The organism is Streptomyces sp. NBC_01723 (genome assembly GCF_036246005.1).
Classification (GTDB): Bacteria; Actinomycetota; Actinomycetes; order Streptomycetales; family Streptomycetaceae; genus Streptomyces.
In genome coordinates this window covers 2,704,790-2,720,606 of record NZ_CP109171.1, presented here as the reverse complement: position 1 = coordinate 2,720,606, position 15,817 = coordinate 2,704,790, and the positions used below count along the sequence as shown (strand labels likewise).

Annotated in this window: 16 protein-coding genes and 2 pseudogenes; 8 read left to right on the top strand and 10 right to left on the bottom strand. The window is 72.7% G+C overall.

Annotation, left to right across the window (positions count from 1 at the left end; translation table 11 throughout):
- Positions 1-3 precede the first annotated feature (3 nt).
- The 5 genes from OIE75_RS12635 to OIE75_RS12615 all read right to left on the bottom strand — a co-directional run bounded on the left by OIE75_RS12635 (position 4) and on the right by OIE75_RS12615 (position 5,793).
- On the bottom strand, positions 4-897 hold the full coding sequence (locus tag OIE75_RS12635; RefSeq protein WP_307012130.1) for a carbohydrate ABC transporter permease: 894 nt from the start codon (positions 895-897) through the stop codon (positions 4-6).
- Entirely contained in the window at positions 894-1,838 is a 945-nt protein-coding gene (locus OIE75_RS12630; protein WP_329470866.1) for a carbohydrate ABC transporter permease, read from the bottom strand. Before OIE75_RS12630 ends, OIE75_RS12635 begins: the two co-directional genes overlap by 4 nt.
- A gap of 5 nt (positions 1,839-1,843) precedes the next feature.
- Positions 1,844-3,181 (bottom strand): ABC transporter substrate-binding protein, encoded by a 1,338-nt coding sequence (locus tag OIE75_RS12625; protein ID WP_307012125.1) that lies wholly within the window; start codon positions 3,179-3,181, stop codon positions 1,844-1,846.
- A gap of 91 nt (positions 3,182-3,272) precedes the next feature.
- Positions 3,273-4,484, bottom strand: a complete 1,212-nt coding sequence (locus OIE75_RS12620) for an ROK family transcriptional regulator (protein WP_329470864.1) — start codon at positions 4,482-4,484, stop codon at positions 3,273-3,275.
- Between the two features lie 208 nt (positions 4,485-4,692).
- On the bottom strand, positions 4,693-5,793 hold the full coding sequence (locus OIE75_RS12615) for a mechanosensitive ion channel family protein (protein ID WP_307012122.1): 1,101 nt from the start codon (positions 5,791-5,793) through the stop codon (positions 4,693-4,695).
- Between the two features lie 305 nt (positions 5,794-6,098).
- Between OIE75_RS12615 and OIE75_RS12610 the strand changes: the two genes are divergently transcribed.
- On the top strand, positions 6,099-6,635 hold the full coding sequence (locus OIE75_RS12610; RefSeq protein WP_122620089.1) for an HNH endonuclease: 537 nt from the start codon (positions 6,099-6,101) through the stop codon (positions 6,633-6,635).
- Positions 6,636-6,671: 36 nt separating this feature from the next.
- Here OIE75_RS12610 and OIE75_RS12605 read toward each other — a convergent pair whose 3' ends face one another.
- Genes OIE75_RS12605 through OIE75_RS12595 form a run of 3 tightly spaced genes read right to left on the bottom strand, consistent with a single transcriptional unit; the run spans position 6,672 to position 8,484 of the window.
- Entirely contained in the window at positions 6,672-7,256 is a 585-nt protein-coding gene (locus OIE75_RS12605; RefSeq protein WP_329470860.1) for a Uma2 family endonuclease, read from the bottom strand.
- Entirely contained in the window at positions 7,253-7,954 is a 702-nt protein-coding gene (locus OIE75_RS12600; protein WP_329470858.1) for an ABC transporter ATP-binding protein, read from the bottom strand. Before OIE75_RS12600 ends, OIE75_RS12605 begins: the two co-directional genes overlap by 4 nt.
- The gene (locus OIE75_RS12595; RefSeq protein ID WP_329470856.1) at positions 7,951-8,484 is read right to left on the bottom strand and encodes a PadR family transcriptional regulator; all 534 of its coding nucleotides are present in this window, start codon (positions 8,482-8,484) and stop codon (positions 7,951-7,953) included. Before OIE75_RS12595 ends, OIE75_RS12600 begins: the two co-directional genes overlap by 4 nt.
- A 213-nt stretch (positions 8,485-8,697) precedes the next feature.
- On the opposite strand from OIE75_RS12595, the gene OIE75_RS12590 reads away from it, so the two are divergent.
- The 3 genes from OIE75_RS12590 (at position 8,698) to OIE75_RS12580 (ending at position 11,490) form a co-directional block, all read left to right on the top strand.
- Positions 8,698-9,003: a hypothetical protein gene (locus tag OIE75_RS12590; RefSeq protein ID WP_122620544.1), complete on the top strand. Its 306-nt coding sequence runs from the start codon at positions 8,698-8,700 to the stop codon at positions 9,001-9,003.
- 9 nt (positions 9,004-9,012) lie between these two features.
- Complete coding sequence (malQ, locus tag OIE75_RS12585; RefSeq protein ID WP_329470854.1) at positions 9,013-11,124, top strand: 4-alpha-glucanotransferase; 2,112 nt, start codon at positions 9,013-9,015, stop codon at positions 11,122-11,124.
- Between the two features lie 72 nt (positions 11,125-11,196).
- Positions 11,197-11,490 (top strand): hypothetical protein, encoded by a 294-nt coding sequence (locus tag OIE75_RS12580; protein ID WP_329470852.1) that lies wholly within the window; start codon positions 11,197-11,199, stop codon positions 11,488-11,490.
- A 92-nt stretch (positions 11,491-11,582) separates the two neighbouring features.
- Here OIE75_RS12580 and OIE75_RS12575 read toward each other — a convergent pair.
- A pseudogene (locus tag OIE75_RS12575) lies at positions 11,583-11,930 on the bottom strand (TetR/AcrR family transcriptional regulator); the annotation flags it as partial.
- On the opposite strand from OIE75_RS12575, the pseudogene OIE75_RS12570 reads away from it, so the two are divergent.
- Positions 11,928-12,296: pseudogene (locus tag OIE75_RS12570) on the top strand (aromatic-ring hydroxylase C-terminal domain-containing protein); the annotation flags it as partial. The pseudogenes OIE75_RS12575 and OIE75_RS12570 overlap by 3 nt on opposite strands.
- Before the next feature lie 30 nt (positions 12,297-12,326).
- On the opposite strand, the gene OIE75_RS12565 reads toward OIE75_RS12570, so the two are convergent.
- On the bottom strand, positions 12,327-12,860 hold the full coding sequence (locus tag OIE75_RS12565) for a MarR family winged helix-turn-helix transcriptional regulator (protein ID WP_329470850.1): 534 nt from the start codon (positions 12,858-12,860) through the stop codon (positions 12,327-12,329).
- Between the two features lie 78 nt (positions 12,861-12,938).
- On the opposite strand from OIE75_RS12565, the gene OIE75_RS12560 reads away from it, so the two are divergent.
- Genes OIE75_RS12560 through OIE75_RS12550 form a run of 3 tightly spaced genes read left to right on the top strand, consistent with a single transcriptional unit; the run spans position 12,939 to position 15,788 of the window.
- Positions 12,939-13,892: an EamA family transporter gene (locus tag OIE75_RS12560; RefSeq protein ID WP_329470849.1), complete on the top strand. Its 954-nt coding sequence runs from the start codon at positions 12,939-12,941 to the stop codon at positions 13,890-13,892.
- Positions 13,893-13,926: 34 nt separating this feature from the next.
- On the top strand, positions 13,927-14,856 hold the full coding sequence (locus tag OIE75_RS12555) for a DMT family transporter (protein WP_443078338.1): 930 nt from the start codon (positions 13,927-13,929) through the stop codon (positions 14,854-14,856).
- Positions 14,857-14,885: 29 nt separating this feature from the next.
- Entirely contained in the window at positions 14,886-15,788 is a 903-nt protein-coding gene (locus OIE75_RS12550; RefSeq protein WP_307012103.1) for a LysR family transcriptional regulator, read from the top strand.
- Positions 15,789-15,817: the final 29 nt, after the last annotated feature.

Here is a 15,817-nt window from a genome sequence, read left to right as displayed (position 1 = left end):
TCATCAACCCTTTACTCCGGTCAGTGTGACGCCCTCGACGAACGCCTTCTGCGCGAAGAAGAACACGAGGATCACGGGGGCCATGACCAGCACGGTCGCGGCCATGGTGAGGTTCCAGTCGGTGTGGTGGGCGCCCTTGAATGACTCCAGGCCGTAGGAGAGGGTCCAGGCGCCGGGGTTCTCGGAGGCGTAGATCTGCGGGCCGAAGTAGTCGTTCCAGGCGTAGAAGAACTGGAAGAGGGCCACCGCCGCGATGCCCGGTTTCGCCATCGGCAGGACGACCTTCAGCAGGGTGCGCAGCTCCCCGCAGCCGTCGACCTTGGCCGCGTCCAGGTACTCGTCCGGGATGGTCAGCAGGAACTGGCGCAGCAGGAAGATGGAGAACGCGTCGCCGAACGCCATCGGGATGATCAGCGGCCAGAGGGTGCCGGACAGGTCCAGCTGCTTCGCCCAGAACAGGTACATCGGGATGATGATCACCTGCGGGGGCAGCATCATCATCGAGATCACCAGCATCAGGGACAGATGCCGCCCCCGGAAGCGGAACTTGGCCAGCGCGTAGGCCACGGGCACCGAGGACACGACGGTCAATGCGGTGCCCAGACCGGCGTAGAGCAGTGTGTTCCGCCACCAGGTGAGGAAGCCGGGCGTGTCCAGGACCGTGCGGTAGTTGCCCCACTCCCAGGTGTGCGGCCACAGGTCCCGGGTGAGGGCCTGCTGGTCGCTCATCAGCGAGGTGAGCACCACGAAGACGAACGGCAGGGTGAAGAACAGGGCGGCGGCGACGCCCAGGGCGTGGACGCCGATCCACTCCAGGAACACGCGCCGGCGGGCGGCACGCCGTGCGGTGGGTGGTGTCGTGCCGGCCGCCACGGGCCGGTCCAGTACCTGGGTCATCGGTCACCTGCCTGGATCAGTCCGCCCCGGCGGCGCATCAGCAGCGCCGTGCACGCCATGGCCAGCGCGAACAGCACGAGGGCGACCACGCACGCGGAGCCGTAGTCGAAGCGCTGGAAGCCGAGGTTGTAGACGAGCTGGGGGAGCGTGAGGGTCGACTTGTCCGGGTAGCCCGGCTCGAAGGACTGGCCGGAGCCGCCGATGATCCCGGAGGCGACCTTCCCCGCGACCAGCGGCTGCGTGTAGTACTGCATCGTCTGGATCACGCCGGTGACCACGGCGAACAGCACGATCGGCGAGATGTTCGGCAGCGTCACGAACCGGAACCGCTGCCACGCCGACGCCCCGTCCAGCTCCGCCGCCTCGTACTGCTCCTTCGGTACGTCGAGCAGCGCGGCCATGAAGATGACCATGAGGTCGCCCACGCCCCACAGCGCGAGCGCGGTCAGCGCCGGCTTGGACCAGGCGGCGTCCGTGAACCAGCCGGGCGCGTGGACGCCCAGGCCCTCCAGGACGGAGTTGACCGGTCCGGTGCCGGGGTTGAGGAGGAAGACGAAGGCCAGCGTCGCGGCGACCGGCGGGGCGAGGTAGGGGAGGTAGAAGAGGGTGCGGAAGACTCCGGCCCCCGTCCTGATCTTCGTGATGAGCAGCCCGATCCCGAGCCCGAACACGACCCGGCAGGTCACCATCACCACGACCAGCCACAGGGTGTTGCGCAGGGCCGGCCAGAACAGGGGGTAGTCCTGGAAGACGTACACCCAGTTGTCCAGGCCCCGGAACTCCGGGACCCCGAAGCCGTCGTACCTCATCAGCGAGAAGTACACGGTGGACACCAGGGGGTAGGCGAAGAAGACGCCGAACCCGACGAGCCACGGTGACATGAAGGCCAGCGTGCGCAGCGCCGAGGAACGGCGCTTCGCGCGGAGGGTGTTCGTGGTCATGCCCGCTACTTCGTCTGCTCGATGTCGCGGTCGATCTGCTCGGCGGTCTTCTCCAGCCCGGCCTCGAGATCCTTCACCTTGCCCGACTCGTACTGGTACCCGAAGTCCTGGAGCGTGAGCTGGTACGTGGAGCCGTTGACGGAGGCCGGCGGGGAGTTCGACCCGGGGTGCCGGGCGATGTCCAGGAAGGTCTTGAACGCGGGGTCGGTCCTGAGGTCCGGGGACTTCAGGGCCGGGAACGTGGAGGGCACGTTGCGGATGGCGTTGGCGAAGGCGACGACGGCCCCGGTGTCGGTCGTCATGTACTTCACCAGCTCCCACGCGGCGTTCTTCTTCTCGCTCTGCGGCGCGATGCCCATGACGGTGCCGGACAGGAACCCCTTGCCGTACTCGTCCACCTCGTCGTCGGCGACGGGCATCGGCGCCGTGCCGATCTCGAAGTCCACCCCGGCGTCCTTGGCCATGCCGAGCCGCCACTCGCCGTCGAGCTGCATCGCCACCTGGCCGGTGTGGAACGGGTGTTCGGCGCCCCACTCGTCACCGAAGGTGTTGCGGTACTTCTCCAGCCTGTCGAAGCCGCCGAGGTCGTCGACGAGCTTCTTCTGGTACGTGAACATCTCCGCGAAGGCCGGGTCCTCGGCGACGCTCGACTTGCCGTCCTGGTCGAAGTAGGCGTGGTCCCACTGGGACATGTAGTGGTCGACGACGGTCTCGTAGCCGTGGTAGTTCGGCATGAAGCCGAGCTGCTCGTAGCCGTCGCCCTTCGGCTTGGTCAGCTTCTTCGCCACCTCGGCGAACTCGGACCAGGTCCTGGGCGGGGCCTTGATGCCGGCCGCCGCGAAGGCGTCCTTGTCGTAGTAGAGGCCGTAGGCGTCGCCGAGCAGGGGCAGGGCGCAGCGCACGCCCTCGAACTGCGTGTAGTCCAGCATCGGCTTCGGGATGAGCGTGTCCAGGTCGAGCTTCGACTTCTCGATGAAGGGCTTCAGGTCGGCGAAGGCGCCCGACGAGCAGAACTTGCCGATGTTGGAGGTGGTGAACGAGGACACCACGTCGGGCCCGCTCGAACCGCCCGCGCGCAGCGCCTGGTTGAGCTTGTCGTCGTTGATGTTGCCGACGACCTTCACCTTGATGTTGGGGTGCGCCTTCTCGAAGCGGTCGACGTTGGCCTGGACGGCCTTCACCTCGGCGGGCGCGCTCCAGCCGTGCCAGAAGGTGAGGGTGGTCCTGGCGTTCGGGTCGTCGGAGGCGCCGGAATCGGCCTGGCCGGTACAGGCGGTGGCGAGCAGGGCGAGGGAGGCGGAGGCGGCGACCGCGAGGGCGGCCTTTCTGGATATTCCGGGCATGGCGAGGCTCCCTGGGGCAGGGCGTGGCGGGACGGGGGTGGTGGTGCGGTGCGGGTGGTGCCGTGCGGGGGTGGTGCCGTGCGGGGGTGGCTCAGCGCGAGGTGTCGAAGACCTCGTCGCGGGTGGTCGCGAGGGCGCTCTCCAGCGCGCCGCGCAGTACGGGGTGGTCGGTCACGTCACCGACGACGAGCCGGGGCCGGGAGGCGGCCAGTTCCTCCAGCTCGTCCTGGACCAGGTCGCGCAGCGTCTCGCCGCCGGCGGCGAGCGAGGTGCCGCTCAGGACCACCAGCTCGGGGTCGAGCACCGAGACGAGGGAGGCGAGGCCGGTGGCCAGACGGGTGGCGTAGGTCTGGAGCAGCCGGCGGTGCGCTTCGTCGTCGGCCTCGGCGGCACGGGCGACGAGGGCGGCGGCGGCCTCGTGGTACGGCCCCGGGGGAAGGTCGGTGAGTCCCAGCTCCCGGGCGAGCCCCGGCAGGGCCTGGGAGCCGGCGAGTTCCTGGAAGCCGCCGCTGCCGGTCCGGCTGACCTTGCGGACCAGCGGTGCGCCCGGCACCGGCAGGAACCCGACCTCGCCCGCGCCGCCGGTCCAGCCGCGGTGCAGCCGGCCGCCGAGCACCAGGGCGGCGCCCAGGCCCTCCTGGTTCCACAGGAGCACGAAGTCCTCGTGCCCCCGGGCCGCGCCGAGGCGCTGCTCGGCCACGGCCGCGAGGTTCACGTCGTTCTCGTACTCGACCGGCATCGGCAGCGCGGCGGCGAGTTCGTCGAGGAGGGCGGGGGAGTGCCAGCCCGGCAGGTGGGAGGCGTAGCGCAGCCGCCCGGTGCCCGGGTCGAAGGCGCCCGGGGTGCCGATGACGAGGCGGTGGACGTCGGCCCGGGCCAGCCCGGCGGCCTTCACCGCGCCGTCGAGGGCGTCGGTGACCTGCTGGACCACCGGGGCGACCGGCCGCCGGCCAGGGGTCGGCAGTTCGAAGCGGCCGACGGTGCGCCCGGTGACGTCGGCGACCGCGGCCAGGACGCGGTCCGGGGTGACGTCCAGACCGGCGGCGTACGCGGCGGCCGGGTTGACCTCGTAGAGCTGGGCGCCGGGGCCCGGGCGGCCCTCGGTGGTGCCGCCGGCCAGTACCAGGCCCGCGGCCTCCAGGCGGGCCAGCAGCTGGGAGGCGGTCGGCTTGGACAGGCCGGTCAGCTTGCCGATCCGGGTCCGGGACAGCGGCCCGTGCTCCAGCAGGAGGTCCAGGGCGGCCCGGTCGTTCATGGCGCGCAGGACGCGCGGGGTGCCCGGCGTGCCGGCGGTTCCTGCCATGCGTGTCCACACCTGCCTCTCGGCCGCTCAGCCTTTCAGTGGGGGACGGGTAAGTCCACTGCTCGTCCCACCGACGGTGACTGTTAGGAAAGTTTCCTGTTGGCTGAGAAACGTAGGCCCGCCCGGGAGGGGGCGTCAAGAGACCGCCCCGGGGCAACGCAGTCGTTACCTCGGGGGCGGTGTCACGGAGGGAGGGGAGCCGGTCCCGCTACTTGGTGGTACTCGGCGGCGTGATCGGGGACGCGGCGACGGACTGCGGCGACACCGTGCTCGCGTATGCCGACGGCGGCGCGACACCGGCCGCCGGGTCGGCGACGGCCGGGACGCCGTCCACCGGGAACGTGGCCCCGCCGACGATCGCGATGCCGGCCTCGTCGAAGGCCCGCTTGATCCGCCAGCGCAGCTCACGCTCGACGGTGAGGGACTTGCCGGGCATGGTCTTCGCGGAGACCCGCACGACCATGGAGTCGAGCAGTACGGAGTCCAGGCCGAGGACCTCGATCGGGCCCCAGAGCATCTCGTTCCAGGGCTCCTCCTTGCTCATCCGCTCGCCGACCGCGTCGAGGGTCTCCTTCACCTTGTCCAGGTTCTCGTCGGAGCGGACGGTCACGTCCACACCGGCGGTGGACCAGCCCTGGGAGAGGTTGCCGATCCGCTTGACCTCGCCGTTGCGGACGTACCAGATCTCGCCGTCGACGCCGCGCAGCTTGGTCACCCGCAGCCCGACCTCTATGACCTCGCCGGAGGCCACACCCGCGTCGATGCTGTCGCCGACGCCGTACTGGTCCTCAAGGATCATGAAGACGCCGGACAGGAAGTCGGTGACCAGGTTGCGGGCGCCGAAGCCGATCGCCACGCCCGCGACACCGGCGGACGCCAGCAGCGGGGCCAGGTTGATCTGGAAGGTGCCGAGGATCATCAGCGCGGCGGTGCCGAGGATGAGGAAGCTGGCCACCGAGCGCATCACGGACCCGATGGCCTCGGAGCGCTGCCGGCGCCGCTCGGCGTTGACCAGCAGACTGCTCAGCGCGGTGCCGCCGCCGGTTCCGGTCCTGCGGTTCATCCGCTCTATCAGCTTGGTGATCGCCCGCCGCACCACCGCCCGCAGCACCGCCGCGATCACCAGGATCAGCAGCACCCGCAGACCGATCGCCAGCCACGTCGACCAGTTCTCCTCGACCCAGCCCGCGGCGTTCGTCGCGTGTTCCTGGGCGTCCCGGAGCGAGGGCACGGGCGGCGTCGTCGACCCCGAGGGCGTCGGGGACGGCGACGGACCGGCGGCCGTGCGGACGGCGGCGGACAGGGACACGACGGCTTACCTCCAAGTGCGGCGGCCCGTCCTTCGAGGTCCGGTTCAAGGTCACGGAAAGGTCACCGGACGGGCAGATGCACCACACTAACGGGGCACCGGGCGCGGAACGGCCCGAAATGGGCGGGAGAGACGGTCCTCACCCGCGCTCGGACTGGTCACGCCACCGGCGCCGCGCTCCGTGTGGTCGAAAACACTCCCAGCCCGTTACCGGGACATGGTGGCGCTTCGACCAGCCATGAGGGGAGACTGAACCAGATCGTCCCGGCGCGAGCCACGCGCCGCCGACGCCCAAGGAGGCACCCGTGCCGCATGTCCTGGTCCTCAACGCGTCGTACGAGCCCCTCGGCGTCGTACCGCTCCGCCGCGCGCTCGTCCTCGTCCTCGAGAACAAGGCCGTATGCCTCGAGGAGTCCGGCGCCTACCTGCACAGCGCGACCGTCACCGTGCCCGCACCCAGCGTGGTCCGGCTCAAGCGGTTCGTGCGGGTGCCCTACCGGGGCCCCGTCCCGCTCACCCGCCGTGCCCTCTTCGCCCGCGACGGAGGCCGCTGCATGTACTGCGGCGCCGTCGCCACCAGCGTCGACCACGTCATCCCGCGCAGCCGCGGAGGGCTGCACGCCTGGGACAACGTGGTGGCCTCCTGCCGCCGCTGCAACCACGTCAAGGCCGACCGCCACCTCGGCGAGATCGGCTGGCGCCTGCACCACAAACCCGCCCCGCCCACCGGTCTGGCCTGGCGCATCATCGGCACGGGCCATAGGGACCCGCGCTGGCTGCCCTACTTGCAGCCGTACGGCGCGGACGACGCCATGGCCCGGATCGACGGCATTTCCGCCTGACGGTCCGGGCCTTCGCGTACGCCGGTGCGGGGCCGCTCAGCGCACCCAGTTCTTCAGCGGCTCGGTCTCCAGCGTGATCCCGACCGGCTCGGGGAGCGCGACCTCCTTGCCGAAGGGCAGGGTCTGCACGGTCTCGTAGCGTCCGCCGTCCGGTCGGCTGTGCACCTTGACCTCGCAGGTGTCCCGGTCGATGAGGACGAAGACCGGGATCCCCGCTCCGGCGTACGCACGTGGCTTCTCGACGCGGTCGCGTCGGTCGGTGTCGGAGTCGTACGAGGTGACCTCGACGGTCATGAGGACGGGGGCGGGATCGGCCCATTCACCTTGGCCGACGAACGCCTCCGCCGGGGCCAGGGAGCCGTCGGGGCGGGCGCGCCCGCCGCGGTACGTCTCGACCACGAGCCCTTGCACCGGGTCCAGCCACAGGTCAGGCCTGTGCTGCATGCAGATGCGCGTGAGCCACTGAATGACACGTCCGTGATCGCCGTCCGGCACGGCCTTGCCCCCAAGGTGTCCGTTGATGAACTCGAGCCGCGCGCCTTCTATGCTCCGGTCGGCATGGCGGGCGAGTTCCTCGAACTCGGTGACGAGCATCTGGGGCCTGTCAGCGGTCACGGTCACAGGGCTCCTCCGGTTGTGCAGGGGTCCACATCGTCAGGGTAGGGGAGATCCGGCCTGGCGGGCGGGGCGTTCGGATCGGTTGCACCCTCCTGCTGAACGGCCGTCACACGTACCGCAGCTCTCCCGGCCGCACCGAGCGCCCCAGCAGCGGCAGAGCCGTGGCGGCCGCCAGCAGGCAGGCGGCGTACACCGCCGGTGCGACCAGCAGGGCGGTCCAGCGCCGCCCGCTGTGCCTGCCCGCCGCTCATCTCTCCGGGGCGCAACTCCTCCTGCCCGCGCACCCCGAACCGTTCCAGCCACTCACCGGCGCGCGCCCGCGCCTCGGCCCGTGCGGTGCCGGCCAGCATCAGCGGCAGTGCCACGTTGTCCAGCGCCGTCAGTTCCGGGATCAGCTGCCCGAACTGGAAGACCACCCCGAAGTCGGTGCGCCGCAGCTCGCTCAGCCGATGCTCCGGCAGCCCCTCCAGCGGCCGGCCGGAGTACGTCACCGAGCCCGCGTCCGGCCGGACGATCCCGGCCAGGCAGTGCAGCAGCGTGGACTTGCCGCTGCCGCTGGCCCCGGTGACGGCGAGGATCTCGCCGGCCCGGAGGTCGACGGAGACTCCCCGCAGGGCCTCTGTCCTGCCGTACGTCTTCACCAGGTCGCGGGCCGCGAGCAGCGGTCCCGTCGTGGCCTGGTACGTGTCCCCGTTCGTCATGCGGTGCGGACCTCCGTGGTCAGGGTGGTGAGCCGGGCCGCGGTGGTGGTCATCCAGCGCAGGTCGGCATCGAGGTGGTTGAGGGCGTAGTCGGCCGAGAGCACGGTCGCGAGGTCGGTGCCCGGCGTCGTCTTGAGCGCGGTGAGCTCCCGCATCCGGCCCATGTGGGCTTCGCGCTGGGCCAGCAGGTAGGCACCCGCGTCGCCGCCGGTGAGGATCGAGACGACGACCTTGGCGAAGATCTCGTTGGTCACGAAGGGTGCGGGCGGTGCGATCTCGCCCGCCCACCGCGCCAGTTCACGCGCGCCCTCGTCCGTCGCGCGGTACGCGGTGCGCTCCGGGCCGCCGTCGGACGCGATGCCGTCGACCTCCGCGAGGCCGTCCCGGACCAGCCGCTGCAGGGTCGTGTAGACCTGCCCGTAGGCCAGTGGACGGGCCTGTGGGAAGCGTTCGTCGTGGCGCCGTTTGAGGTCGTAGCCGTGGCTCGGCCCCGAGGCGATCAGGCCCAGGAGGAGATGGCGGGTGCTCATGAAGATCAGTATTCACCACGTACATGTACTGAGTGAATAGCATGACGGACTCGGTTGGGGATTTCTTTTGCCCGGATCATGGGTATTTGGAAGGAGTGAGATGTGACCAGGGCCACGTTGCGGGTGTCAGAGTGCCTGTCTGCGCACCTTCTGGGTAGGGGGCTGCCGAAACCCGCAAGAAGCGTGCTCGCAACACAGCCCGACCCAAAGGAGATCTCCGTGGCTGCACCCCTCCTGCTCCCGGCCCCTTCCAAACCCGTGGCGGAGCCGTCCACTCCATGGGCCGAGCCCTCCGCCGCCTCCGAGACCGCGCACTACTGCGTCTTCGGCGCCGCCCAGAGCTTCGCCGAGACCCCGCTCACCAGCGAACCTCCACTGCCCGACGCCGAGCCCCTGACCAGCGAGTCGCCGTTCGCCGACGCCGTGCCGCTGACCAGCGAGTCCTCGCCCGAGCTCACGGCCGACGTGCCGGAGCAGGGCGGCCCCTCCTTCGCCGTTCCCGAGCCGACGAGGTCGTGAGGGTCACAGATGCCAGCAGCCGGGCCGGCCGAGCCCTCCGCCGAGGACCTTCCCGAGGATCTGACCAGGCTCGCCGCCCTGCACGGCGTCGCCACCGCCTACCGCCCGTCCCCGGACCGCACCGTCCCGGCCTCGGTCACCGCGGTGACCCTCGCGCTGGCCGCCCTCGGCGTGGACACGAGTACCCCCGAGGCCGTACGGGCCGCGCTCGCCGCGTGTGAGAACGGGCTGCGTGACCGCCTGCTGCCGCCCACCGTGGTCGGCTGGAGCGACGGCGGCACGCCGGCCGCTCTCGCCGCACTGCCCGAGGGCACCCTGCTCCGCGTCGACACCGAGCAGGGCGAGACCCGCGACGACGCCGGGCGGCTCCCGCCCGGCGTCCACCGCCTGACCGCCACCACCCCCGACGGCCGCACCGCCCGGGCCCACCTGATCGTGGCGCCCGCCCGGCTGCCCGCGCCCGCCGGCCGCTCCCACGGACTCCTGGTCCAGCTCTACTCCCTCCTCTCCCGCCGCTCCTGGGGCATGGGCGACCTCGGTGACCTCCGCGAACTGGCCGACTGGGCCGGACGGGCCCTCGGCGCCGGGTTCGTCCAGGTCAACCCGCTGCACGCGGCCGTGCCCGGCGCCCCGTCCGACCCCTCCCCGTACCGGCCCTCCTCGCGCCGCTTCCCCGACCCCGTCCACCTGCGGATCGAGGACGTGCCCGAGTACGCCTACGTCACCGACCCCGAGCGCGCCCGGAAGCTCGGGGAACGGGCGGGACGGCTGCGCGGTGCCGTACTGGACGACGGCGCCCTCATCGACCGGGACGCCGTGTGGGAGGTGAAGCGCGACGCCCTCGACCTGCTCCACGAGGTCCCCCTCGGGCCCGGCCGCCGCGCCGCCTACTGCGACTACCTCGCCGCACAGGGCACCGCGCTGGAGGACCACGCCACCTGGTGCGCGCTCGCCGAGATCCACGGCCCCGACTGGCACCGCTGGCCCGAGGGTCTGCGCGACCCCCGCTCGGCCGCCACCGAACGCGCCCGCACCGAGCTGATGGACCGCGTCGACTTCCACTCCCGGCTCACCTGGCTCACCGACACCCAGCTCACCGCCGCCCAGCACACCGCCCGCGAGGCCGGGATGCCGGTCGGGATCGTGCACGACCTCGCCGTCGGCGTGCACCCGCGCGGCGCCGACTCCTGGGCGCAGCAGGAGTACTTCGCCCGCGGCATGTCGGTGGGCGCCCCGCCCGACGCCTTCAACGCCCTCGGCCAGGACTGGGGCCTGCCGCCCTGGCGCCCCGACCGCCTCGCCGACTCCGGGTACGCGCCCTTCCGGGACCTGCTGCGCGGCCTGTTCCGCTACGCCGGCGCGCTGCGCGTCGACCACGTCATGGGCCTGTTCCGGCTCTGGTGGGTTCCCGAGGGCCACCCGCCCACCCAGGGCACCTACGTCCACTACGACGCCGAGGCCATGCTCGCCGTCCTCGTCCTGGAGGCCACCCGGGCCGGTGCCGTCGTCATCGGCGAGGACCTGGGCACCGTCGAACCCGGCGTGCGCGAGGCGCTGCGCGAACGCGGGGTGCTGGGCACCTCGGTGCTGTGGTTCGAGCGCGACTGGACCGGCGACGGCCGTCCGCTGCCACCCGAGCGGTGGCGCGCCGACTGCCTCGCCACCGCCACCACCCACGACCTGCCGTCCACCGCAGCCCGCCTCACCGGCGAGCACGTCGAACTCCGCGACCGCCTCGGCCTGCTCACCCGCCCGCTGGAGCGGGAGCGCGCCGAGTCCGCGGCGGACACCGCGGAGTGGCTGGAAGTCCTCGCCCGGCTCGGGCTGCTGGACGGCACCGGCGGCGACACCGGAGCCCCCGCGGAGGAGGCGGAGATCCAGGCCGTGCACCGCTTCCTGCTGCGCACCCCGGCCCGCATGGTCGGCGTCTGGCTCCCGGACGCCGTCGGCGACCGCCGCCCGCAGAACCTCCCCGGCACCTGGGACCAGTACCCGAACTGGCGGCTGCCCGTCGCCGACGCCGAGGGCCGCCCGGTGACCCTGGAGGACCTGGCCGCCTCACCCCGCCTGCACGCCCTGATCGACGTCGTAAGGGAACGCGACGACGGCCGGGACGGCTGAACCGGGCGCCCGCGGGCCCCGTACGGGCACCCCGGGCGCGCGGTCCCTCCGGCCGTTCGCTAACTTGGCACCGTGGACAAGAAGAACGCCCTGCGCGCCGGCGCCCTGGCAGCCGGTACGACGCTGATGATGCTGCTCATGTCGTCCCCCGCGCTCGCGCTGACCCGCGACGACGGCGACGACCCCGGCACCGGCCTGAGCGTCATCGAGACGCTGGGCTACTACGTCCTGGCCCCGCTCGCGCTGTTCGTGGTCATCGCCGGTCTGGTCATGGCCCTGGACAGGTCCAAGCCGGAGCACCGGGTGATCACTCCCGGGACCAAGAACAAGACCAAGACCAAGGCCGAGGTCGCCGCGAAGGCCTGACCTCTCCGCAACGGCTTCACCGAGGGCGCCGCCCCGCACACATGTGACGGGGCGGCGCCCTTTGGCGTTCTCACGGGCCGGGGCCGCGTGTCTCAGGGACTCGGCGCGGTCAGATAGCGTTCGAGCGTCGGCGCCAGCCACGCCAGAAGCTCCTCGCGGTGCAGCGCCACGGCCGGCGGGAACCGCAGGATGTAGCGCGTGAGCGCCAGACCGAGCACCTGCGTCGCGACGAGCGCGGCCCGCGCGGGCGCCTGCTCGGGGTCCGGGCAGACCCGTAGGGCGACCGGCAGTACCTGGTCGCGGAAGATGCCCTGCATGCGTTCCGCCCCGGCCTGGTTGGTGGTCCCGGCCCGGAGCAGCGCCGTGAGCACCTCGTTCTCCTCCCACCGGGAGAGGAAGTGCGTCATCAGGGCCCGTCCGACCTCCTCGCGCGGCAGCTCGGCCACGTGGGCCCGGCCCGTCGCCGGGTCACCGGCCGGGTCACGGGCATCGGCTACAACTACCCCGCTCCCCGCGGCGCCCACGGGCTGACCGGCACCCGCGTCCCGGACCTGCCCCTCGCGGGCGGGGGCCGGCTCTACGAGGCGCTGCGCGGCGGACGGTTCGTGCTGATCACTCCGGCGTCGGCCCAGGGTGCGCAGGCGCACCTGGACGGGGAGGGCCGCAAGGAGCGGCTGTCCGTGGAGTGCTGGGCGAGCGGGCGGCGTACGACGGTGCTGGTGCGCCCCGACGGGTACGTGGCCTGGGCGGCGGACGACGCCGGCGCGGCGGAGACCGGGTCGGCCGTCGCCGCGCACGTGGGCTGAGGGATCTGAGGGATCCGCCTGCTTCCCGGCCTACTTCTCGGTGCCGGCGAGCAGGACCCGCAGCAGGCCGGCCACCTCGGCGGCCTGTCGCGCGTCCAGGGCGGACAGGGCCTCCGTCTGGGCGGCGAGACCCGCGCCGACCGCCTCGTCGATCAGCTCCAGGCCCCGGTCGGTGAGCGTGACCTGGAGTCCCCGGCGGTCGTGCGGGTCGGGGGAGCGCCGCAGCAGCCCCGCGCGTTCGAGCTTGTCCAGGCGGCCGGTCATGCCGCCGGTGGTGAGCATCAGCGTGGCCGAGAGCTGCCGGGGCGAGAGCGTGTAGGGCTCGCCGGAGCGGCGCAGGGTGGCCAGGGCGTCGAACTCCCCGCGGGAGATCCCGAAGCGGGCGTACGCCTTCTCCATCCGGTCGCCCATGGCGCGGGCCAGCCGGAAGACCCGGCCGAACACCTCCATGGCGGCCGTGTCCAGGTCGGGACGGACCACCGCCCACTGGTCGACGATCGCGTCGACGGGGTCCTTGCGCGGCTCGGGGGAGGACTCGGGGGGTGTCCCGGGGTGATCGGTCATGGCACGAGTATCGGGAGGATTCCGCTCGGCCGCAAGAAAGTAGCTTGACGGAAACTTGCTTACAAGTAAGCTACCTCCATGCCGTCCGCCGGTCGCACCTCCCTCATCGCGCTCACCGCCCTCGCCCCCGTCTCCTGGGGCACCACCTACGCCGTGACCACCGAGTTCCTCCCACCGGACCGGCCCCTGTTCACCGGTCTGGCCCGCGCCCTGCCCGCCGGCCTGCTGCTGCTCGCGCTCGCCCGGGTGCTGCCGCGCGGCGCCTGGTGGTGGAAGGCGGCGGTGCTGGGCGCGCTGAACATCGGCGCCTTCTTCCCGCTGCTGTTCCTCTCCGCGTACCGGCTGCCGGGCGGCATGGCGGCCGTCGTCGGCTCGGTCGGCCCGCTCTTCGTCGTCGGGCTCTCGGCCCTGCTGCTGGGACAGCGGCCCACCACGCGCGCGGTGCTCACCGGTGTCGTCGCCGCGTTCGGCGTCAGCCTGGTCGTGCTGAAGGCGGCCGGGGGGCTGGACGCGCTCGGCGCGCCGGCCGCCCTGGCCTCCGCCGCGTCCATGTCCACCGGCACCGTGCTCACCAAGCGCTGGGGCCGCCCCGAAGGCGTCGGCCCGCTCGCGCTCACCGGCTGGCAACTGACCGCGGGCGGGCTGCTCATCGCGCCGGTCGCCCTCCTGGTCGAGGGTGCTCCACCCGCCCTGGACGGCGCGGCGGTCGGCGGCTACCTCTACCTGGCGCTGGCCAACACGGCGGTGGCGTACTGGCTCTGGTTCCGCGGCATCGGCCGGCTCTCCGCCACCCAGGTCACCTTCCTCGGCCCGCTCTCGCCGCTCACCGCCGCGGTCGTCGGCTGGGCGGCGCTGGGCGAGACGCTGACGCCGGTGCAACTGGCCGGCATGGCGCTGGCGTTCGGGGCGACGGTCGCGGGGCAGCGGGCGCCGCGAGCGAAGACGGGCACGGCGCTCGAACCGTTCAGTTCTCCTTCAAGGAACAGTCGAAAAGATTCGATGGACCTGACGGGTCCGGGCCTGCGACGGTAGCTCCACCACGACCGTCGACAGTGAAAGGACCTCCGTGGCCGTAGCCGACCGCCGGACCGTCACCCCCGCTCCCACCCCTGCCAACGCCCTCGCCGCGCCCGCCGCCCCCGTCGCGCTCGGGATCGGGCTCGCCGTGCTCGCCACCGTCGTCTGGTCCGGCAGCTTCGTCGCCTCCCGTGCCCTCGGGGACAGCGTCCCGCCCGTGCAGCACGCGTTCTGGCGCTGGGTGGTGGCGCTCGCGGTCGTGGCCCCCTTCGGCGCCCGGCGGGCATGGCGGCAGCGCGCGCTCATCCGGCGCCACCTCGGCTTCGTACTCCTCGCCTCCCTGCTCGGCGTGGCCGTCTACAACACCCTCGTCAACCAGGCCGGCGTCACCACGCCCGCCGCCAACATGGGCATGATCATGGCGGCGTCCCCGGTGCTGATGGCGGTCTACGAACGGGCGGGCGGCGTACGGCTCGGCGCCCGTCGGGTGGCGGGGCTGCTCGTCGCCTGCGCGGGGGTGCTGCTGCTGGTCGGAGGCGGGGCGGGCTTCTCGGCGGGCGACCTGTGGATGATCGCCGCGGCCTGCTGCTTCGGGTCGTACAGCGCGCTGCTGCGCCGCAGGCCCACCGGTCTGGACGGGGTCGGGTTCCTGTTCACCACGTTCCTCCTCGGCACCCTCATGCTGCTTCCCGCGCAGGGCGTCAGCCTCGCCGCGCGGGGCGGCTTCAGCCCGGAGCCGGGCACCGTCCTCGCCCTCCTCTACGTCGGTGTCGCCTCCTCGGCGGTGGCCTTCTTCGCCTGGAACAGGGCGATCTCCCTGATCGGCCCGTCCCGCGCCGGCGTCGTCTACTACCTCCAGCCGGTGTGCGTCGCCCTGCTCTCCTGGGCGCTGCTGGCCGAACCGACCGGCTGGGCGCAGGCGGGCTGCATGGCGCTGATCCTCGGCGGTGTCGTCCTCGGCGCGGGGTCGCGTCGGTGACGGGGGCCGGGCGCGGACAGGTTGCCGACATGGCCGACTGGGACATCCGCAAGCTGCAGATCCTGCGGACGCTGCGGGAACGGGGCACGGTGACCGCGACGGCCGAGGCGCTGAACATGACGCCGTCCGCCGTCTCCCAGCAGCTGACGAACCTCTCCCGGCAGCTCGGCGTGGAACTGCTCCGGGCCCAGGGGCGCCGGGTCCGACTGACGGACGCGGCCCGCCTCGTACTGCGGCACACGGAGGCGGTCTTCGAGCAACTGGAACGGGCGGAGGCCGAGTTGTCGGCGTACGTCCGGGGAGAGGCCGGCGAGGTACGGGTCGGCGCCTTCTCCACCGCCGTGCCGGCGCTCGTCGTACCGGCCGTCACCGCGCTGCGGGCGAGCCACCCCGCCGTGACGGTGCGGGTGCGGGAGGCCGAGGCGCAGGAGGCGTACGAACTGCTGGCCGCCGGGGAGGTGGACCTCGCCCTGTCGCTGGCCGCGCAGGCGCCGAGCGCCGCCGACCCGCGCTTCACCCGCGTCCCGCTGCTCGCCGACCCGCTGGACGTGGCCCTGCCCGCCGACCACCCGCTGGCCCGCGCGGAAGGGCTCCGCCTGGCGGACCTCGCCGCCGAGCCGTGGATCTTCGGCGGCAGCGGCCCCTGGTCCGCCATCACGCATGCGGCCTGCGAGACGGCCGGCTTCCGCCCGCACCAGGCCCATACGGCGGCCGGCTGGACGGCGATCCTCGCGATGGTCGGGGCCGGGATGGGCGTGGCCCTGGTACCCCGCATGGCGGCCGTCCCGCGCGACGGCGTCTCCATGCGCGACCTGCACGCCGACCGCCCCGTCCGGCACGTCGTCGCGGCCGTACGCAGGGGAGCGTCGGAGGCCCCCGCCGTCGCGACGGTACTCGGGGCTCTCCACGGGGCGGCGGCCTCCCGCCCCTGAGCCGAGCCGCGCCGGGGGCCCCGCGGCGC